This is a genomic window from Bacillus sp. EKM206B (assembly GCF_011066015.1).
Taxonomy (GTDB): Bacteria; Bacillota; Bacilli; order Bacillales; family Bacillaceae; genus Bacillus; species Bacillus velezensis.
The window spans coordinates 172601-191292 of the sequence record NZ_JAAMNL010000006.1 but is presented as its reverse complement, the minus strand read 5'-3'; the positions used below and the strand labels follow the sequence as shown (position 1 = coordinate 191292).

Annotated in this window: 22 protein-coding genes; 11 read left to right on the top strand and 11 right to left on the bottom strand. The window is 47.1% G+C overall.

Annotated features, from left to right (window positions below):
- Positions 1-63: 63 nt before the first annotated feature.
- The 4 genes from G9F50_RS13330 (at position 64) to G9F50_RS13315 (ending at position 5527) form a co-directional block, all read left to right on the top strand.
- Complete coding sequence (locus G9F50_RS13330; RefSeq protein ID WP_060562096.1) at positions 64-1287, top strand: metallophosphoesterase family protein; 1224 nt, start codon at positions 64-66, stop codon at positions 1285-1287.
- Positions 1284-4166, top strand: a complete 2883-nt coding sequence (locus G9F50_RS13325) for an ATP-binding protein (protein WP_060562097.1) — start codon at positions 1284-1286, stop codon at positions 4164-4166. The genes G9F50_RS13330 and G9F50_RS13325 overlap by 4 nt, the downstream gene beginning before the upstream one ends.
- Positions 4167-4239: 73 nt before the next feature.
- Positions 4240-5184: a 3'-5' exoribonuclease YhaM gene (gene yhaM, locus G9F50_RS13320; RefSeq protein ID WP_012117206.1), complete on the top strand. Its 945-nt coding sequence runs from the start codon at positions 4240-4242 to the stop codon at positions 5182-5184.
- 115 nt (positions 5185-5299) lie between these two features.
- Positions 5300-5527 (top strand): sporulation YhaL family protein, encoded by a 228-nt coding sequence (locus G9F50_RS13315; protein ID WP_007409227.1) that lies wholly within the window; start codon positions 5300-5302, stop codon positions 5525-5527.
- Between the two features lie 38 nt (positions 5528-5565).
- Here the strand turns inward: G9F50_RS13315 and G9F50_RS13310 are convergent, their stop codons facing one another.
- Positions 5566-6417: a peptidylprolyl isomerase gene (locus G9F50_RS13310; protein ID WP_060562098.1), complete on the bottom strand. Its 852-nt coding sequence runs from the start codon at positions 6415-6417 to the stop codon at positions 5566-5568.
- A gap of 158 nt (positions 6418-6575) precedes the next feature.
- Between G9F50_RS13310 and yhzE1 the strand changes: the two genes are divergently transcribed.
- Both yhzE1 and yhzE2 read left to right on the top strand, forming a co-directional pair.
- On the top strand, positions 6576-6662 hold the full coding sequence (gene yhzE1 / locus G9F50_RS13305) for a sporulation protein YhzE1 (protein WP_017417375.1): 87 nt from the start codon (positions 6576-6578) through the stop codon (positions 6660-6662).
- Between the two features lie 124 nt (positions 6663-6786).
- Positions 6787-6873, top strand: coding sequence for a sporulation protein YhzE2 (gene yhzE2, locus G9F50_RS13300; RefSeq protein ID WP_003155248.1), 87 nt, complete (start codon positions 6787-6789; stop codon positions 6871-6873).
- A 56-nt stretch (positions 6874-6929) separates the two neighbouring features.
- Here yhzE2 and G9F50_RS13295 read toward each other — a convergent pair whose 3' ends face one another.
- The gene (locus G9F50_RS13295) at positions 6930-7148 is read right to left on the bottom strand and encodes a hypothetical protein (RefSeq protein ID WP_003155245.1); all 219 of its coding nucleotides are present in this window, start codon (positions 7146-7148) and stop codon (positions 6930-6932) included.
- A gap of 60 nt (positions 7149-7208) precedes the next feature.
- Positions 7209-7739 carry a DUF3267 domain-containing protein gene (locus tag G9F50_RS13290; protein ID WP_007409225.1) on the bottom strand — a complete coding sequence of 177 codons (531 nt, stop codon included), beginning with the start codon at positions 7737-7739 and terminating at the stop codon, positions 7209-7211.
- A 210-nt stretch (positions 7740-7949) separates the two neighbouring features.
- Between G9F50_RS13290 and G9F50_RS13285 the strand changes: the two genes are divergently transcribed.
- Complete coding sequence (locus G9F50_RS13285) at positions 7950-8291, top strand: YhaI family protein (protein WP_003155243.1); 342 nt, start codon at positions 7950-7952, stop codon at positions 8289-8291.
- Here G9F50_RS13285 and G9F50_RS13280 read toward each other — a convergent pair.
- Both G9F50_RS13280 and G9F50_RS13275 read right to left on the bottom strand, forming a co-directional pair.
- On the bottom strand, positions 8288-8899 hold the full coding sequence (locus tag G9F50_RS13280) for an HTH-type transcriptional regulator Hpr (RefSeq protein WP_003155240.1): 612 nt from the start codon (positions 8897-8899) through the stop codon (positions 8288-8290). The genes G9F50_RS13285 and G9F50_RS13280 overlap by 4 nt on opposite strands.
- A 180-nt stretch (positions 8900-9079) precedes the next feature.
- The gene (locus G9F50_RS13275) at positions 9080-9436 is read right to left on the bottom strand and encodes a YtxH domain-containing protein (RefSeq protein ID WP_007409224.1); all 357 of its coding nucleotides are present in this window, start codon (positions 9434-9436) and stop codon (positions 9080-9082) included.
- 117 nt (positions 9437-9553) lie between these two features.
- On the opposite strand from G9F50_RS13275, the gene yhzF reads away from it, so the two are divergent.
- Positions 9554-9745 (top strand): membrane protein YhzF, encoded by a 192-nt coding sequence (gene yhzF, locus G9F50_RS13270; RefSeq protein ID WP_007409223.1) that lies wholly within the window; start codon positions 9554-9556, stop codon positions 9743-9745.
- A gap of 57 nt (positions 9746-9802) precedes the next feature.
- On the opposite strand, the gene G9F50_RS13265 is transcribed toward yhzF, so the two are convergent.
- From G9F50_RS13265 to G9F50_RS13255, 3 genes are all read right to left on the bottom strand, one after another.
- Positions 9803-10321, bottom strand: coding sequence for a tryptophan transporter (locus G9F50_RS13265; RefSeq protein ID WP_060562099.1), 519 nt, complete (start codon positions 10319-10321; stop codon positions 9803-9805).
- A 120-nt stretch (positions 10322-10441) separates the two neighbouring features.
- A complete protein-coding gene (gene serC, locus G9F50_RS13260; RefSeq protein WP_060562100.1) occupies positions 10442-11521 on the bottom strand; it encodes a 3-phosphoserine/phosphohydroxythreonine transaminase in 1080 nt (359 codons plus the stop codon).
- Positions 11522-11657: 136 nt separating this feature from the next.
- Positions 11658-12095: an HIT family protein gene (locus G9F50_RS13255; RefSeq protein WP_057080120.1), complete on the bottom strand. Its 438-nt coding sequence runs from the start codon at positions 12093-12095 to the stop codon at positions 11658-11660.
- 491 nt (positions 12096-12586) lie between these two features.
- Between G9F50_RS13255 and ecsA the strand changes: the two genes are divergently transcribed.
- From ecsA to G9F50_RS13240, 3 genes are read left to right on the top strand one after another with little or no spacing between them, the layout of a single operon-like run.
- Complete coding sequence (gene ecsA / locus G9F50_RS13250) at positions 12587-13330, top strand: ABC transporter ATP-binding protein EcsA (protein WP_003155231.1); 744 nt, start codon at positions 12587-12589, stop codon at positions 13328-13330.
- Complete coding sequence (locus G9F50_RS13245) at positions 13323-14549, top strand: ABC transporter permease (RefSeq protein WP_043021343.1); 1227 nt, start codon at positions 13323-13325, stop codon at positions 14547-14549. The genes ecsA and G9F50_RS13245 overlap by 8 nt, the downstream gene beginning before the upstream one ends.
- A 42-nt stretch (positions 14550-14591) precedes the next feature.
- A complete protein-coding gene (locus tag G9F50_RS13240; RefSeq protein WP_014417334.1) occupies positions 14592-15296 on the top strand; it encodes an EcsC family protein in 705 nt (234 codons plus the stop codon).
- A gap of 22 nt (positions 15297-15318) precedes the next feature.
- Here the strand turns inward: G9F50_RS13240 and G9F50_RS13235 are convergent, their stop codons facing one another.
- From G9F50_RS13235 to hmoB, 3 genes are all read right to left on the bottom strand, one after another.
- A complete protein-coding gene (locus G9F50_RS13235; RefSeq protein WP_025284507.1) occupies positions 15319-16506 on the bottom strand; it encodes a M20 family metallopeptidase in 1188 nt (395 codons plus the stop codon).
- Positions 16507-16574: 68 nt separating this feature from the next.
- Positions 16575-17960 (bottom strand): hypothetical protein, encoded by a 1386-nt coding sequence (locus tag G9F50_RS13230; RefSeq protein ID WP_060562101.1) that lies wholly within the window; start codon positions 17958-17960, stop codon positions 16575-16577.
- A 117-nt stretch (positions 17961-18077) separates the two neighbouring features.
- Positions 18078-18578: a heme-degrading oxygenase HmoB gene (gene hmoB / locus G9F50_RS13225; protein ID WP_060562102.1), complete on the bottom strand. Its 501-nt coding sequence runs from the start codon at positions 18576-18578 to the stop codon at positions 18078-18080.
- Positions 18579-18692: the final 114 nt, after the last annotated feature.

Sequence of the window (18692 nt, the reverse complement as noted above, 5' to 3'; positions counted from 1 at the left end):
TGCATTCGTATAAAAACGGTGCTAAAATAAGGGTAATTCAATTTGCAGAAAGGGGAGGGCGAGATGGCTGATCTGACGTTTATTCATGCCGCTGACCTGCATCTGGACAGCCCGTTTTACGGCATTTCGAATCTGCCTGAACCGGTATATGCGCGTATTAAAGAAAGCACATTTCACAGCGTCCGCCGACTGACGGACGGGGCACTCCGGGAGCAGGCAGATTTCGTGCTGCTTTCGGGGGATCTGTTTGACGAAGCCAACAGAAGTTTAAAAGCCCAGCTGTTTTTGAGAAAACAGTTTACGAGATTACAGGAAGCGGATATCCAAGTGTTCGTCATATTCGGCAACCATGATCATTTGGGCGGTAAGTGGTCGCCGATTGAATGGCCGGAAAATGTACATATCTTCACCTCGGATACACCGGAGGAAAAATCTTTCTTTAAAAACGGAGAGCTTGCGGCAAGCATATACGGATGCAGCTATCAGGAAAGAAGCGTAACGGTCAATCAGGCGGCCCGTTACCGGAAAATGACCGGCGCGCCTTATCATATCGGCATGCTCCACGGCATGTTATCAGGAGCGGAAGGGCATGACCCGTACTGCCCGTTTACGAAAGAAGACCTTGAAAAAAGCGGCATGGATTACTGGGCGCTCGGACACATTCATAAACGGCAGGTTCTGTCCGCCCAGCATCCCGCCGCCATTTACCCGGGGAATATTCAAGCCCGGCATTTAAAAGAAACCGGGCCTAAGGGATATTATCTCGTCCGGGCGGCAAACGGTGAGATGTCTTGGGAATTCAAAGAAGCGCATGATGTGTTATGGGAGGAAATTGATCTGGATATCTCCGGAGCTGAACATATGACTTCACTTCTGAAAGCCGCATCGGATACATTCTCCGGCTTGCGCGCGGCGGGCCGCCCGGCATGTGTCAGGCTGGTGCTTCGCGGCGCGGCGCCCCGCTTTTGGATGGAGGCGCCCGCAGGCATCGCGGAGGAGCTTCTTTCCGCTTTACAGGAGGAAGAGGCAGAAGAGGAATGTTTCGTCTGGCCGCTTGCGCTTGAGGATCGGACGGATGAAACAGACACCGTGCCGCCCGATCCGTTTTTTAAAGGGCTCCTTCAGGACATAGAACAATGCGCGGACATGAGCGGTGTGTTTGAAGCCCTTGAGCGTCATCCCGTATACCGGCGTCAGATGGCTTCATTTACAGATGAAGAGATACTGGATATTAAGCGGCAGGCTCAAGCCGTTTTAAGACGCCAGATGAAGGAGCTTCAGCGATGAAAATAACGGCGATGCATATTTACCAATACGGAAAATTTTCCGACCGAAGTTTTCAACTGTCAGATTCTCCCGTGCAAGTGATCTACGGGTTAAATGAAGCGGGCAAAACGACATTGATGTCCTTTATCAAAAGCGTGCTGTTCGGTTTTCCGAAATCAAAAAAATACGAACCGAAAAACGGCGGGGTTTACGGAGGCGCTGTGGAATTGAAGCATGGCGATCACGGCGCTGTCAAAATCGAACGGACAAAAGGCGCTGCCGAAAAAGTCAGAGTGTATACGGCTTCAGGCGAAATCAAGGACGGAGAATGGCTCAAACAGCTTCTCTCCGATACAGACCGGGCGCTGTACGAAGCGATCTATTCGTTCGATGTATTCGGACTGCAGGAGATTCAAGCTTTTAACCGGGACAAAATCGGCGAGTTTCTCCTGTATTCGAGCTTATTCGGGTCGGAAGCGGCGGCAAAGCTTGACGGGCGACTGGCAAAAGAACTTGACAGGATGTATAAGCCGAACGGGCGGAACCCCCGCTTAAATCAGGAATTGGATACATTAAAGCGGCTCAGCGCCCAGCTGAAACAGGCGGAAGCTGCGGAAGCGGGCTATCACAGCCTTCTGGAAGAGAAAAAAAGCGCCGGCGGCCGTTTGCAGGATGCCGAAGTACGATTGAAAGACATAACTGAAGAAATCAAAACAGTAAAATCGGCGATAGAAGCAAAGCCGCTCGCAGACAAAAAAACAGCCTTGGAAAGCGAACTTTCTTCTTATCCGGAAGCATTGAAGCAATTCCCGAAGAACGGAATGCATCAGCTTGAAAAATACGAATCGCATCTCCATCCGAAAGCGGCCCGTCTTGAGGGGCTTCGGGCAAAAGCGGCTGAACTCAGGCGGCAGGCTGATCTGCTCGCTCCAAATGAGGACTTGCTGCAAAAAGAGCGGCAGCTGCAGGAGCTTTCCGGCGAGCAGCATATGTACGAATCGCGCGGCGAACAGCTTGCCGCCATCCAATCACAGATCCGGCAGACATCTGCCCGCGTTTCGTCAGGATTGCAGCAGCTCGGAAGACATGAGGAGGACGGCATTCTTTCACTGAACACCGATTATGAATATGAATGGCGACTGCAGGAAGCCGTGCAGAGCGCCGGACAGGCAAGAGAAAGAAAGACACAGCTTGATGCGATTTTCGAACAAGCGCGGCTGGAGCTGGAAGAAGCCGAACGAAAACATGCCGTGACGGCGGAAAACATTTTGGACCCCGCTGTCAGGAAAGAAAAAGAAGCCGCTTTACAATCATATAAGCAAACGGCTGATACAGAAGGAAACGAATGGCAGGAACATGTACAGCATCTGGAAAAACAGCGCGCCAAACAAAAAAAGCTCTTTCTCGGTGCGGGCATTCTGTTCATTGCGATTTTCGCTATGTTAAAGGAATGGCTGCCCGCCGCCCTTTTTACCGGCGCTCTGCTGCTGTATATGCTGTCCGGCATGCAAAAACCGCTGCCGTCAGAAAGAGGAGGGCCCGGACACAAGAAAAAGAAGCCGGCGATCTCTAAAGAAGCGGCTGATCTTCTGCAGGAAGAGCTTTGGCGTGACGGCCGGCACCGGCAGCAGCTGATTGCGGATCAAGCCGTGCTTGAACAGAAAGAAGCGGCATATGAAAGAGTCATCCGCCAATATGAAGAATGGGAGGCCGAAATGGCGCCGTCTGAAAAACAGGCGGAACTTTTTATGAAGGAACTGGGGTTTTCAGGAAGTCCTTCCCATCTTCTTGACGCATATCATGTGATGAAAGATGTCAAAAAAGAAATCCTTAACAAGCATGAGCTGACCATTGAAGCGGGCAGGCTGCAAAAGCTGCAAAGAGCATTTGAGGACCGGGTCAAAAAGCTGAGTCCTTCAGACGGAAGGGAGCTGTCCGTAAAAGAAAGACTGCACGTTTTGCTGGCGCAGGCGGAACGGGCCCGTGAGGAAGCAAAACGAAAACAGGCGCTCGAAACGGATCTGCTGCATGCACAAGAGCAAATGCGTGAATTAAATGAAGAAGTTCATTACTACGAACAGCAGGTCAAACAGCTTTTCATGGCGGCAGGCGCAAAAAACCGCGAACACTTTTGTGAACTCGCCAGGCTGACTGAAAGCCGCCGGGAAACAGAGCGGCAGCTGCGCGAAATCAAAACGCACTTGTCCGGCATAGGCGGAAAACAGCTGGAGCCGTACATGAGCCGCACAGTGTCCGAACTTGAACATACAGTCGTTCAGAAGGAAACAGAGAAAAAAACGCTTGAGGAAAAAAGCGCCCAGCTCCGTGAGCAAACCGCTTTATTAACGGTGAAGCAAGAGCAGCTGGAGTCCTCGGGGCTTGTATCCGATTTAAAACAGCAGACAGAAATGCAGAAGGAGCGCGTGAAAAAAACCGCTAAAGAGTGGGCCGCATTACAGACGGTCAGACACATTATCAGGGAAAAAATGGAGCGGCATAAAAAAGTGACGCTTCCCCGTCTGTTAGAAACCGCCGGTGCATTATACGGACCGCTTACGGACGGACGCTATCACAAATTGTATTTTTCCGAGGCTGATGATTCCATTATGGTTATGCGGAAAGACGGAACGGTGTTTTCTGCAGGCGAACTGTCACAGGCGGCATGCGAGCAGCTTTATGCGGCGATTCGTTTTGCCCTTGCGTCAGAGAGGGAATCTGCGGTATCACTGCCGTTTTTACTTGATGACAGTTTTGTCCATTTTGACAGGCAGCGGCTGCAGCGGCTGTTTGATGTGCTGAATCAGCTTTCAGAAGGCGGGCGGCAGATACTTTATTTCACCTGCCATGAGCATGTCAGCCGGTCTTTTCACAGCGGACAAGTCATGCGGCTCCTGTCATAAAAGAGTTTATTTTCAAAAAAGAGGTATGTGCTATACTGGTATTATGTAAGATATGGAGGGAGCTTTTAATAGAATGGCAAAAGGTATTATGCTGCACGAGGTCGGCGAGCAGGTCGATCAATACTTTCTGATTAAATCTTCGACTAAGGGAATCGCAAGCAACGGAAAACCATTCCTGACGTTAATGCTGCAGGACCAATCGGGAGATATCGAAGCGAAGCTGTGGGATGCCAAGCCGACTGATGAAACAACATACGCGGCGCAGACGATCGTGAAGGTAATCGGAGATGTCCATCACTATCGCGGGCGAAACCAGCTTAAGCTGAGAAACATCCGGCCGGCCGGCGAGAACGAAAATGTCAGTATTGATGATTTTCTGGAAACGGCGCCGATTCCGAAAAACGAAATGATGGAAACCGTCACTCAATACATTTTTGAAATGAAAAATCCAAACATCCAGCGGATCACAAGACATCTGGTCAAAAAATATGCGGCTGAGTTTATGGATTACCCGGCTGCGGCTAAAAACCACCATGAGTTCGTCTCCGGGCTCGCGTATCATGTAGTGTCCATGCTCAACCTGGCAAAAGCGATTGCCGATCTGTATCCGTCTCTTGACCGGGATTTACTGTATGCCGGAGTCATTCTGCATGATCTCGGCAAAGTAAAAGAGCTTTCAGGCCCCGTCTCCACAACGTACACCGTGGAAGGGAATCTGCTCGGGCACATTTCGATCATGGTGACAGAGCTTTCAAAAGCAGCCGAAGAGCTTCAGATTGACGCTGAAGAAGTGCTGATTCTGAAGCATTTGATTTTAAGCCATCACGGAAAAGCGGAATGGGGAAGCCCGAAACCGCCGATGGTGAAAGAAGCGGAAATTCTGCACTACATTGACAATCTGGATGCAAAAATGATCATGATGGACAGAGCGCTGGAACGGGTGAAGCCGGGCGAATACACAGAGCGTGTATTTGCGCTTGAAAACCGTTCTTTCTACAAACCGACTTTCCATCAATAAGATAAAAAAGACCGATTCTCTATGATCGGTCTTTTTTACGTTCAGCTCTCATAACTTGTCTTTATCAAGCATAGCTTAGAATAAAGACTCTGGGTGAAAAAGGGAGGAAACCGACGTGCTATTTTTTCCTTGGTGGGTATACCTTTGCATTATCGGAATTATTTTCAGCGCTTATAAGCTTTTCACAACAGCTAAAGAAGAGGAAAAGCTTGACCAGTCGTTTATTGAAAAAGAAGGAAGGGTGTATATTGAACGGATGGAACAGGAACGCGAGCGCCGTATGGCGGCGCCCGCAAGTGAAAACGCGGATGCGGAAGAAAACTCCAATCATTCCATCGCATAAAAAAACTGTGCGGCTCGCCGAGAGCCCGCACAGTTTTTTTATTTAGATTCAGAAGAAGTTGAAGTGTTAAACGTGTCTTTTAAGTCTTTGTCTTCCACTTTTACGTCAGCTTTTTTCATGACTTTTTGAATTGCCGCCTGTACAGCTGAGTTGTCGTTTAATTTCTGTTTAAGAACTTCTTCTTTCAGTTCTTTTTTCATGTCATCATATTTGCCGCGTTCTTCTGTCTTTTTGATGATATGATAACCGAATTTTGTTTTGACCGGATCGCTGATTTGTCCGACTTTCAGACCGAATGCAGCTTTGCTGAATGTTTCATCCATTGACTTTTTATCGAACCAGCCAAGGTCGCCGCCGCTGTCTTTTGAGTTGTCAGTTGAATATTCTTTCGCAAGCGTTTCAAACTTCTCGCCTTTTTTCAGCTTTTTCTCCACTTCGTCAGCTGTCTTTTTGTCAGCGACAAGGATGTGGCTCGCACGGATTTTACCTTTTAAGCCGTCGTAATATTCTTTCGTATCAGCGTCAGTCACTTTGATGTTGTCTTTCGCCGCTTTTTGTGCAAGCAGTTCGTACTTCACCTGATCTTTCAGGTAATCTTCGCCGTACTGCTGTTTAAGGGCGCTGTACTGATCGCCGAGCTGCGTTTTGTACTCTTTCAGCTTGTTATCGATTTCTTTATCCGATACTTTGTATTTTTTTGCTAATACTTTTTCTTGTACGAGCTGTGTCAGCACACTTGCGCCCGCGGTTTTTTTCATATTCGTGTAGAGCTCGCCTTTTGTTACATTTCCGGCATCCGTCTTGGCAATCACGTCGTTGTCGCCGCTGCTGCAAGCGCTGAGAGCCAGGACGCTCGTTGCCGTAATAGCTGCTATCGCGATTTTCTTCATTCCTTTAAACACTCCTAATCATCCAAATTAAATTGCATATGCGTATCATAACATATTGTGGCTTTCTGTAAAAAGATTTTAAATAAAGGGCATTCGTCTAGTCAAACTTTTTCCTGATACATACAAATATATTGATCATGAAAAGGAGGTAATGAACCATGGGCGGAGGATATTCAAACGGTTTCGCACTGCTCGTAGTACTGTTCATATTGCTTATCATCGTAGGTGCAGCTTACATTTGTTAAGCGAAACGGATCGCTTTTTCTAAAAGCGGTCCGTTTTCTTACCCGGGCGCCTAATCGTTTCAGAAGTAAATTGCATATGATGTAATTGGAAAAATAAAACGTTTTGTAGGAGGTGCTTTTGGAGATGGGTGAAGTATTTGCAGGCGGTTTTGCATTATTGGTTGTTCTGTTCATCTTATTGATCATCATCGGCGCTTCTTGGCTTTATTAAGAAAAAAATATGGCTGTCGGGGGTCAGACCTCCGTCAGCCATATTTTTTTGCCTGTTTACACAGTAAAGGAGATCTCGACGAATGAAGAGATCAGTAAAATTAAAATAGATACATTAATAAAACGGAATACCTTATCCTGCCGGTCTTCAGGAATCTCTCTGACAAGGCATAATGTATTTGTGAGCCTGTTTATGAAATAAAGAATAAACAGGGCAGCCACGATAAAATAGAATAAAATGATGGGAGATTCCCCCTCTCTCTGAACTGCTCCCATATTACATTACCAAATATTTATTAAAAAAGATAGAATGTAACCTGAAAAATCAGCGGGATATCAAGACTCCGGCACTTTTTTTACTAAAATATCAAAACCGTCGGATTCCTGGTCAATCAGACATGATTTTGGCGCTTTGACCAGATGCAGGGCAAACAGAAGATCAGGCAGGCAATACCCCGCATGGATGCTCGAAATCATATAAAAGTAATGAGCGTGTCTCGGAAATGCCAGTCCGGCATAAAACAATAACGGCGTAATGAATAAAAACGGGCTGATCGTTGAAATCAGCATCGTCGTTTTCGGTATGCCTTTCCATGTCGGCATCCGCAAGAAGTACATTTTCATTTCCTTTTTTCTTTTTTTACAGATCATCGGCAGGACATGTATGACTTTATGTACAAATAAAGTAACAACGAGCAGAACACAAAAAGCAAACACGTGCCCGTCACTTAAACTGATATTCGGACGCAGCAGCCCGAATGCCAAGAAGTTGCATATAAAAAACAGGATCATAAAACCTACAGCAGTCAATAATAAACGAACCGCACCATAATCTTTGATCAGATTAATGGTTTTCCAGCAATTCATCAGAGTCATCCTTCCGTACAAAGATGGAATACAATCTCAAAATAATTTACTCTCTTCAGGAGAAAAAATCAATCCTTTTTTAAAGAAAAAAATAAACCTGGAAAGAGAAGAACAGAAGAGCTCGGTGAAACATGGAAATGTACGGTTTAACCTTTCTTCTCCATTCATTATCAGCTAAAATAAGATTAAAGATAGAAAGAAGTGAAACGGATGGATTCAATGGATCAGCGTATCGGGCGTTTAGAATATTACATACAATTGCTGGTGAAAACGGTGGATATGGATAAGTACCCTTTTTATGCGATGATGATTGAAAAAGGGCTGACCGAAGAAGAAGGAGAAGAGGTCGGGCGGATCTGCCGCGAATTGGAGGACGAGCTGGAGTCGCAAAAAGCGCAAGGCTTTGTGACGTTTGACAAGCTCCTTGCGCTTTTTGCGGGACAGCTGAACGAAAAATTAGATGTTCATGAAACGATTTTTGCTCTTTATGAGCAGGGGCTTTATACAGCGCTGATGGAAGAATTTATTGAGATTATGAAGCACTTTGATTAACTGTTGATCGGTTCCAGCTCTTCAGCCGTTTCATGGACAGCCGATTCGTCCGTTTTTTTCTTCAGCCTTCCGTCTTCACTATCAAAATCATTGTTTATGTTTGTCAATGATTTCTCGAATATCTCCATAAAATCTTCGCCGTAAATGTGGCGGATGACACAGGTTAATTCTTCAACCTCAGGAAACTTCCCGAATAAGTGGTAGATCGGCTGTGAGCCTTTAAACACAGCGTTTCTCGACGGATCAAACTCCTCAAGCAGGCTTTCAAATACATTTTCCCCTTCTTCTGTTAACTGAATGTACGTGTTCCGTTTATCATTCAGCCGCTTGGAAAATTTCAGATATCCCCGTTCTTCAAGCTTTTTTGAAAAGTTAAATGCAGTTGATACGTGCATAACGCCGAATTTGGCGATTTCTGAAATAGAAGCTCCTTTAAGCTGATAGGCAATCCATAATATATGATGCTCATTAATATTAAGGTCGTACGGCTTCAGCCAATTCTGCCAGTCTTTCTCGATAGATTTCCAGAGCGCTTTGGACAGCTGCGCCATTTTTTGGGTATAGATTAAAGCTTCTTTTAGATCGTAAGGCGGTTCAACACGATTCAATACAGATCACCTGCTTCACATTTTCTTTTCCTCTATTATGCCAATAAAATAAAGATTAATAAAGATGAAAATTTAAGAATTTTATAATAAATTCTTGATCCGTTGCTGGGAAAGGCTTTAAACCGCAAAAAAAAGTGCGGAACGCAATATGTCCGCACTTTTTTTTGGTTGTATAGGATATTAGTTTTGTAAGGTTTTCTCCAGCTGTCTGATTTTCTCTTCAATATCAGCGATTTCCTTTTGGAGATCCTGCTGGTGCGGTTTGATTTCCTCCTGCCACCTTTTAATGCTGGTCTGAAGCTCTCCGCCTACGTCTTTAATGACTTCTGCGCTTTCTTTCGCTGTTTGGACAAGCTGGTCCTTAAGCGCCATTCCGTCTTTTTTTAACCGTTTGATTGTGTCCTCAATTGAATTGCAATTCGCTTTGATTTTGCCCCGCAGCTCTTTTCCGGATGAAGGAGCCGAGAGTAACACCGCTGCGCCTCCGATCAATCCGCCTACGAAAAGGCCTGTTAAAAGGGAACGTCCGTCAGCCATTTGAAATCACCCCGTTTTTTTTCTCATAACTTTTATCATTTTTGTTCAGAAGAATAAACTTCTATACATAGCTTGCTTTATTTTAGCATATTTTTTAAGGGAAAAGGAGGGAGAAGGTTGTCTGTCTTTATGATTGTTTTATCTTGTATGGCTCTTGTCTTTGCGGCGGGCGCCGTTTATTACCTGAAACTGCTCGGCCAGGCCGCTTCTTATCCGCCGAAGCGGGTCGTCCGCCAAAAGGCCATTGTCTGCTCAGCAGGAACCGCCCTCGCATTGTTCCTTATCTTTTTCACAAAACTTCTCGTATAAAACATGCTGAAACACATTAAAAAACCTCTTCCGGCCGGAAGAGGTTTCGGTATGCGGTTATTTCACCGTTTCAATCATATTGGACCGTTTTAAGATCGTCTGCACAATCGGATGCATAATGATAATGGCGATCGTATTCAGCGCAGCCGCCGGAAGGACGACCGCGAGCACCAATGCGGTGAATCCGCCCGGCAGGCCGACAATCAGAAGGGCCAGCGCCAAAAAGAGTAAACCGGAGATGAAGGTGCCGGCTATCGTAATGACGGCGGCGGCCGCTGTTTTCACGCTCTTTTTCACCAAAAGCGCCAGCGAGAGAAACAGAAACGCCGTTACCGGTTTTTCAATGATATTCGGAAGCTGTCCGCCCGGAAAAGATGTCGTGAGTGCGGAAATGATTCCCGTTACAATCCCGATCATCAGCACGTTCTGCACACGGGGGAATAACAGAATACCCATAAACATCATCACAAGCATCATATCGGGTTTCATTCCGAATAATACCGGCGGCATAATGGAATGAAGCACCGCTCCGATTGCCGCAAACAGGGCCATAATGACTAATTCTTTTGTTTTCATACTAAGCTCTCCTCTGCTAAGCTTTTTCGCCATCCAATAATATGCTCGTCATTTATTGCGATGGCCGGAAAAATTGATATGCAAACAGTATATCAAAGGAACCGTTATGTTAGAAGAAATTTATTCGTTTTCCTGCTGGAACTTTCTCATAAACTGAGCCAGTTTTTCACAATCAGCCAGGCTGACGGCGTTGTAGATAGACGCCCTGCATCCTCCGACTGAGCGGTGGCCTCCGAGTCCGGTCATTTTAGCCGCTTTCGCTTCTTCAACGAATTTTTTCGTCAGACTGCTGTCGCGGAGGGTGAATGTGACGTTCATGTGAGAACGGCTGTCTTTTGCAGCATGCCCCGCGTAAAACCCGCCGCTTGCGTCGATTGTGCCGTACAGGACGTCGGCCTTTTCCTGATTGCGCCGTTCAGCCGCTTCGACACCTCCGTTTTCAGCCAGCCATTCAAGGACGAGGCTCAGCATATAAATCGCAAATGTAGGCGGCGTATTATACAGTGAATCGGCTTTTGTATGAGTGGAGTATTTCAAAATTTTAGGGACGTTGGCGTTTTCGTTTTCAAGCCATGATTTTTTCATGATGACGACCGTGACGCCGGACGGACCGAGGTTTTTCTGGGCTCCGCCATAGATGACATCAAACGTTTTGACATCAATTTTTCTGCTCAGGATGTCGCTTGACATGTCGGCTACGAGCGGGATCGGTGAATTCGGGAACTCTTTCCACTGCGTTCCGAAAATCGTGTTGTTGGACGTAAGATGCAGGTAGGCGCCGTCTTTGATTCCTGTGAGGTCCGCTTCCGGTATGTGGTTATGGTTTGAATCTGCGCTTGTTGCCGTAACGGATGTGTTTCCGAACAGTTTCGCCTCGGCGAGCGCTTTTTCAGACCATGCGCCCGTTACGATGAAGTGCGCCGTTTGCTGCGGCGTTAAAAAGTTCATCGGCAGCATGGAGAATTGAAGGCTTGCGCCGCCTTGAAGAAATAAAATATCATAATCGTCGGGAATATCCATCAGTTCTTTCAGAAGGCTTTTTGCTTTTTGATGCACCGCATCATATTCTTTGCTCCGGTGGGACAGCTCCATGACGGACATGCCGGTGTCATTGAAGTTGACAAATTCTTTCTGTGCTTTTTGCAGCACATCCAGTGGAAGGGCTGCGGGTCCTGCATTGAAATTCGTTGTACGTTCCATGTTTACGATCTCTCCCTGTTTTCCGCTTTAGTGTAAGAAATAATACAATTATCCTATCACAATTTTTTGATTTTTTTGATATGAAAAAATATAATTTTATGTTTTTTGTGTTACCGGACGCAAAAAAACCTCATCTTTAAGATGAGGCAAGCCGTTTTCTGACGGTTGAAGCGATCTCCTGAAGATCGTCAGGCGCATAGTCTTCGGCGTGGGTCTTCCAGACAGCCCCGAAACCGTCGCCTTTTCCGTAACGCGGAATGATATGCATGTGAAAATGGAACACCGATTGGCCCGCTTTTTCACCGTTGTTATTGAGAATATTCAGCCCGATCGGCTCGAATTCATCGCGGATGGCGCGTGCGATTTTCGGCACCGCTTCAAAATATTCTTTAGAAAGCTCAGGCGTAAACTCGTACACGTTTTCGATATGTGTTTTCGGGATCACGAGCGTATGGCCTTTTGTGACCTGGCTGATATCAAGAAACGCCACAACATGTTCATTTTCGTATACTTTTGAAGACGGAATGTCACCGGCAATGATTTTGCAGAAAATACAATCGTCCGCTTTGTGCATAGATGGGTTTCCTCCCTGAAAAGAAATATATGTATATTCTCATCGTACCACAAAAACGGCCAAAACAAAAAACAGGATGAACGGCTGCGCGTTCACCCTGATGCAGAAGTACGAAGCTTTATCACAGAAAATTGAATATGCCTTTTGTAAGCACCTCATTTGTTTTTAAAATGAAGACTTATGGGTCTGCTTAATCATTCCTGGGACAAACACCTCATTTGATTATTTCATCATGAATGAAGAACATCATCAAAGCAGTGTGTGAAGAAATTGTAAGCACAGGACATGTTGATTTTCATCCAACTGTTCTAAGACGTCTTTTATAAACACCTCATTTTCAGTTGATTAAAGCTGTTTCCTTCTACATACATTATGATGTCCGCCAAAACGATAACTATGCACGATTTTCACGTGAGAAAAAAAGGGAATCGTTTCAAATCAGACTTTATTTTTGGTACTATGAAGAAAAACGAATCAGAAGGGGAGAAATTATGTCTCTGCTATCGGTAAAAGACTTAACCGGCGGTTATACGAGAAACCCGGTCTTAAAAAATGTTTCATTCACCCTTGAGCCGAACCAGATTGTCGGACTCATCGGATTAAACGGCGCGGGCAAAAGCACGACGATCCGGCATATTATCGGATTAATGGACCCGCATAAAGGCTCGATCGAGCTGAACGGCAAGACGTTTTCGGAGGATAAGGAAAGCTACCGCTCGCAATTTACGTACATCCCCGAAACGCCGGTGCTGTATGAAGAACTGACGCTCAAAGAGCATCTGGAGCTGACGGCCATGGCGTACGGCCTTTCCAAAGAAACGCTTGAAAAAAGGCTTCCTCCGCTTCTGAAAGAATTCAGAATGGAAAAAAGGCTGAAATGGTTTCCCGCTCACTTTTCCAAAGGGATGAAGCAGAAAGTCATGATCATGTGCGCGTTTCTCGCGGAGCCTTCGCTTTATATCATTGACGAGCCGTTTCTCGGCCTTGACCCGCTTGCGATCAATGCATTGCTGGAGCGGATGGACGCCGCGAAAAAAGCCGGATCAAGCGTGCTGATGTCAACGCATATCCTGGCTACGGCAGAGCGCTACTGTGACGCTTTCATTATTTTACATAACGGCGAAGTGCGGGCAAGCGGCACACTGGAAGAACTGAGAGAGCAGTTCGGCATGAAAGACGCAGCTCTTGATGACTTGTATATTGAACTGACGAAGGAAGACGCCGGCCATGAATAATATGTCTACGATTTGGCAGTCCCGGCTTGAAGAGCATATAAAGGAAACCAGAATGTATATGAAATATATGCTCAATGATCATCTCGTCATTGTGCTGATCTTTTTTATTGCCGGCGCGGCAAGCTGGTACAGCAAGTGGGTCAAAGACATTCCCGTTCATTTTCCGTCATTTTGGGTGATGGCGGTGCTCTTTTCATTTGTGCTGACCGGTTCATACGTCCGGACGCTGCTAAAGGAAGCGGACCTCGTGTTTCTGCTGCCGCTTGAACCGAAAATGGGGACATACTTTAAGCATTCATTTAAGTACAGCTATCTGTCACAGCTGTTTCCGCTTCTTGCTCTGTCGCTTGTATGCATGCCTCTGTTTTTCGCTGTAAGTCCGGGGGCGTCGCTTGCGTCGTATGCCGCCGTATTTATTCAGATGCTGGCGGTAAAAGCGTGGAATCAGGCCATGGAGTGGCGGATGACGTTTATGAATGACAGAAGCATGAAAATGATGGATGCGGTCATACGCTTTATCTGCAATATGCTGCTTTTATACTTCGTCTTACAGTCGTTTTATGTGTACGCTGCCGCCGTCTATGTTGTGATGGCCGGCCTTTATGTGTATTTCACATCGGCCGCAAAACATAAATCATTAAAATGGGAAGCTCATATTGAATATGAATTAAGAAGGAAACAGCGTTTTTACAGAATCGCCAATCTGTTTACCGATGTGCCTCACCTGAAAAAACAGGCAAAACGCCGGGCGTATCTCGACTTTTTGCTCAGAATGATTCCGTTTGAACAGCGGAAAACGTTCTCCTATATGTATGCGCGGGCCTTTCTGCGTTCAAATGATTATCTCGGGATTCAGGTCAGGCTCACGATTATTTTTATCCTGATTATTATGCTCGTTTCCGCCAATCCGTGGATAACGGCGGCGTTAACCGTATTTACCGTCTTTATTACGGGAATACAGCTTCTGCCGCTGTTCGGGCATTTTCATCATCTTTCTCTGCAGGAGCTTTACCCGGTCAATCAGAAAGCGAAGCTGCAAAGTTTCTTTTCGCTGATGAAATCGGCATTAACCGTGCAGGCGCTGCTGTTCTGCGCAGCGTCAGCCTATGCCGCGGGAGTCAGCGGGGCGCTGTATGCGGCCGTTGCTTCAGCCGTTCTGATTTTTGTGATCATGCCTTCGTATATGGGCGGAAGATTGAAAAAGTACGGCAAGCTGTAATCAATCGGGTTTTTGAAACCTCAATGAAAGAAGGAGACACAGATGACCGACGATCAGCAGCTGATACAGGAAGCACTGCAATGGAAAGCGCGTTTTTTGCGCAAAGATTCTATGCTTGAACGTTTTTCTAAAGGAATGCAGGCGAAAATAAATGAGCGGATTCCCGATAAAATTCATGCCGTCATCACAGAAAGCATTAAAAAAATGACCGAAGCAACAATGGCGGGTTCAAATCTGGTGAAAAGCAAGCGGGATACAAACGGTATGACGCTTGCTGAAAAAGATGCCCTCGCCAGACAAACCGTCGCATCGTACCAAAAGGTCGCGGCAGCCGAAGGTATCGGTACGGGGGCCGGCGGAATTTTTTTAGGGATGGCTGATTTCCCTTTGCTGTTATCCATTAAAATGAAATGTCTGTTCGATCTTGCCTCCATTTACGGCTATGATGTGAAAGACAGGGATGAGCGATTGTTTTTGCTGTTTATTTTTCAGCTGGCTTTCTCAAGCGGTGAACAGCGGAAACGCATATACTCAATGATTGAACAATGGGATTCGAAAAAGCATGATGTCGATTGGAGAGTTTTTCAGCAGGAATACCGCGATTATCTGGACGTAGTGAAATTGTTTCAGCTTTTGCCGGTCGTCGGAGCCGCCGTGGGCGGAGCGGCCAATTATAAACTGCTGTCACAGCTCGGTGAGACGGCAAGGCACGTTTTTCATTTAAGAATCACAGCAGCCGGTACGTAATGTACCGGCTGTTTTTTATGCCCTATCGGGGGTAGCTTACCGCGGCGCCGATAAGCACCTTGGCGGCCGTCAGCATCGCTTTTTCATTAAAATCAAATTTCGGGTGGTGATGGGGATAAATGGTTTCCGCATTTTCTAAAGCGGCGCCCGTAAAGAAAAATGCGCCTTTTGTATGCTGCAGATAATAGGAAAAATCCTCTCCGGCCATCTGCGGCTCTCCTTCAATGACCTTCGTGACGCCGTCTGTTTCCGCTGCGGCTGCCGCCGCGTGCGCCGCTTCCTCAGGATGATTAACGACGGCGGGATAACCGCGCTTGAAACGATATTCATAGGAAGCGGAGTGCATGGAACAGATTCCTTTTACGACGGCTTCTATTTCTGCTTCGAGCAGGCTGCGCACACTTTCGTCAAACGAGCGGACGGTGCCTGATATGACTGCCTGATCGGCAATCGCATTAAACGGATTTTCAGCGGTGAACGAGCCGGCTGAGATGACGGCCGGCTGCACCGGATTTACCCGCCGGCTGACGATATGCTGAAGAGCCGTGACGATTTGTGAGCCGATTAAAACGGCGTCCTTCGTATCGTGAGGAATCGCGCCGTGGCCGCCTTTCCCGATGACTTTAATCGTAAAGCCGTCAGCGGCGGCCATCACTGCGCCCGGGCGGCATAAGACCGTCCCGACGGGTTCAGTCGCCCAAAGGTGAGTGCCGAAAATGGCATCGACATGCTCGAGGCAGCCATCCTCAATCATTGCTTTTGCTCCGCCGGGAGATAATTCCTCGGCGTGCTGATGGATCATCACAAATGACCCTTTCAGTTTTTCCCGGTTGCGGTACAGCACTTTTCCGACCGCTAGCAAAGCCGCCGTATGGCCGTCGTGCCCGCAGGCGTGCATGACGCCGGGAATTTGTGAAGCATAGGGCACATCTTTTTCATCCTGTATCGGCAAAGCGTCAAAATCAGCTCTGAGTGCCACGACCGGTCCCGGTTCACTCCCTTCAATATAGGCTGTGACACCGTTGCCCCCGACATTCGTCCGGATGGGAACGCCGAGCTTTTCATAAAATGAGGCGATGAACGCCGGTGTTTTTTTCTCCTTAAACGATGGCTCGGGATTCATGTGAAGGTGACGCCTGATTTCAACCATTTCCTCATACAGCCCGTCAAGCTGAGCGTTTAAGCTTTTTTGAAGTGTCGTTAACGTCAAAAGCGATGCCCCCTCGTCTGCTTTTCCCATGATTGTATAGAAAATGTCAGAAGATTTCAATCCTTTTGCTACGGGAGAATGATGATGGCGGCGATCGTTGTGACGACTAGCCCGGCCGCAACCGGGATAAAGTTTTTCCTGGCAAGCTCAAACGGGTCAACTTTACAAATAGCCGCAGCGGGGATCAGTGCCCAAGGGACCAATGTTCCGCCCCCGACCCAGATCGCTGAAATCTGGCCCAGCGCCGTTAAAACGGCCGGGTCCGTATGAAGCGCGGCGGAAAACAGCTTTGCCATCGAGCCTGCAAGAGATATACCGGAAAACCCTGACCCGTCGAGCCCGGTAATCGCACCGACTGCGGCCAGGGCGATGCCGGCGAATTCTCCGGACATCGGAAAAGAATGGGACAGGGCCAATCCGAGATCATTGACGATCCCCGCAGATCCTTTCGGCAGCGGGGTGTTCAAAATACTTTTAAACCCCGCGTCACCGAGATAAAAGAAGGCCGCGATCGGAATGACGGGGCCGAATACTTTAAAGCCGAATTGAAAACCGCCGATAAAATACTCGGTGATCTTTTCTAAATGCCGCTCTTTATATACAATGAAATGAATGATCAGGAGAATGCCGATCGCGGTTCCTCCGACGAGTGCCGTCGCATCGTTTCCTTGCAGGCGGTATACGATCATACAGATAATATCGGCGAGAAAAACAAGCGGAATGAAAACCGCCAGGACCACCCTGAGTTTTTTCGGCAGATACATACTTGTGTCCAAAGAACCGGAGCTGTCCAAGGAGAGGGGGGCCTTCGTTTTTTTTCGATCCCGCATGATGAGGAAGAAGGCGGTGATTGTCGTCGTGAACCCCATGATCAAAACGAGCGGAATACTTGCCTGCATGACATCGCTCACGGGAATGCCCGCGGCATCGGCCGTTAATTTCGGGGCCGCCTGAATGACGTAATCCCCCGATAAAGCGAATCCGTGGCCGAACAGGTTCATCGCCATTGCCGCGGCGATCGGAGAAAGGCCCGCCCGGATCGCTGCGGGAAGCAGCACAGCGCCGATCAGCGCCACCCCTGGTGACGGCCAGAAAAAAAGAGAGATGGCAAACATCAGACAGCCGATAACCCAATACGCGACAGCCGGCCCTTTCATCACCTTTGCAAACGGAGAAATCATCGCTTCATTAATACCGGTTTTGGTCAAAAGGCCGCTCATCGCCACGATAAAACAAATAATAAAAATCGTCGGCAGCAATTCTCCGGCGGCATACGTGAAGCTGTGAAACAGACTGCTGACCGAAGCGGAGAATGAATGCGTAGTCCATAGCGCAATCACAAAAATGCCGGCGAGTGAAATAAAGGTTGTATCTTTTCTGAGAAGCATAAAAACGATAATGGCCGCGATAAAAGCAACATAAAGCAGATGTACCGAGTAGACGCCGATCCCCAATTGAACCACTCCGTTTATAAATAGGATTGCTACAGGTTATTCATAGGCGGGCGGAAGGTGCAAAGAAGGATGCGTAAAATCGGGACATCAAAAAAGCCGGAGAATCTCCGGCGGTTTTCAGTCTATTGCGTAATAAGCGGTTACATAAGACGGGCGGGAGAAAATAGACGTCGTGTCGATGCCTGCAGATGTTCCGCGTTTTTTATGAGCTTCCTGATAAGAGTTTGACTGCTGCCAATCCTGAAAGGCTTTTTCCTCTTCCCACAGGGTCAAAATGACATACGTATCGCCTTCGAGCGGTCTTAATACGCGGATGGCTTGAAAACCGGGTTCATTTTCCACCTTTCCGGCGCGGTTTTTAAACCGGTTTTCAAACAGCGGACGGCCTTCCTGGGTAACGGCGATGTTGTTGAGGACGGCGTAGCCCGGCTTTTTGATTTCCCCGACGCTGTCGATGCTTTCATAGGAATGGGGCGCCTGAAAAACGGTTTCTCCATTTGTTTCATGAATTAAAACCGCATTATCCTCCCCTTGCATCAGCACCATATTCTCACTCGGGTGTTTCTTTGCAATCGTCTTTAAAAAATCGGCTGTCCCGTATGTAATATAAACCTTCATATCAGCCACCTCCTGCTTGCTAGTATATCAAAAGAGTGGTATAAGTTTCTATTGGCGACTCATTCTGACATAATTCGAAACAATATTTCCCATACTACAAGTTAAGAAAGGCGA

What these genes read in the sequence shown, in the direction of transcription:
- G9F50_RS13330 (WP_060562096.1), top strand. Translation starts at nt 64, where the DNA reads ATGGCTGATCTGACGTTTATTCATGCCGCTGACCTGCATCTGGACAGC.
- G9F50_RS13325 (WP_060562097.1), top strand. Translation starts at nt 1,284, where the DNA reads ATGAAAATAACGGCGATGCATATTTACCAATACGGAAAATTTTCCGAC.
- yhaM (WP_012117206.1), top strand. Translation starts at nt 4,240, where the DNA reads ATGGCAAAAGGTATTATGCTGCACGAGGTCGGCGAGCAGGTCGATCAA.
- G9F50_RS13310 (WP_060562098.1), bottom strand. Translation starts at nt 6,417, where the DNA reads ATGAAGAAAATCGCGATAGCAGCTATTACGGCAACGAGCGTCCTGGCT.
- yhzE1 (WP_017417375.1), top strand. Translation starts at nt 6,576, where the DNA reads ATGGGCGGAGGATATTCAAACGGTTTCGCACTGCTCGTAGTACTGTTC.
- yhzE2 (WP_003155248.1), top strand. Translation starts at nt 6,787, where the DNA reads ATGGGTGAAGTATTTGCAGGCGGTTTTGCATTATTGGTTGTTCTGTTC.
- G9F50_RS13295 (WP_003155245.1), bottom strand. Translation starts at nt 7,148, where the DNA reads ATGGGAGCAGTTCAGAGAGAGGGGGAATCTCCCATCATTTTATTCTAT.
- G9F50_RS13290 (WP_007409225.1), bottom strand. Translation starts at nt 7,739, where the DNA reads ATGAATTGCTGGAAAACCATTAATCTGATCAAAGATTATGGTGCGGTT.
- G9F50_RS13285 (WP_003155243.1), top strand. Translation starts at nt 7,950, where the DNA reads ATGGATTCAATGGATCAGCGTATCGGGCGTTTAGAATATTACATACAA.
- G9F50_RS13275 (WP_007409224.1), bottom strand. Translation starts at nt 9,436, where the DNA reads ATGGCTGACGGACGTTCCCTTTTAACAGGCCTTTTCGTAGGCGGATTG.
- G9F50_RS13265 (WP_060562099.1), bottom strand. Translation starts at nt 10,321, where the DNA reads ATGAAAACAAAAGAATTAGTCATTATGGCCCTGTTTGCGGCAATCGGA.
- serC (WP_060562100.1), bottom strand. Translation starts at nt 11,521, where the DNA reads ATGGAACGTACAACGAATTTCAATGCAGGACCCGCAGCCCTTCCACTG.
- G9F50_RS13255 (WP_057080120.1), bottom strand. Translation starts at nt 12,095, where the DNA reads ATGCACAAAGCGGACGATTGTATTTTCTGCAAAATCATTGCCGGTGAC.
- ecsA (WP_003155231.1), top strand. Translation starts at nt 12,587, where the DNA reads ATGTCTCTGCTATCGGTAAAAGACTTAACCGGCGGTTATACGAGAAAC.
- G9F50_RS13245 (WP_043021343.1), top strand. Translation starts at nt 13,323, where the DNA reads ATGAATAATATGTCTACGATTTGGCAGTCCCGGCTTGAAGAGCATATA.
- G9F50_RS13240 (WP_014417334.1), top strand. Translation starts at nt 14,592, where the DNA reads ATGACCGACGATCAGCAGCTGATACAGGAAGCACTGCAATGGAAAGCG.
- hmoB (WP_060562102.1), bottom strand. Translation starts at nt 18,578, where the DNA reads ATGAAGGTTTATATTACATACGGGACAGCCGATTTTTTAAAGACGATT.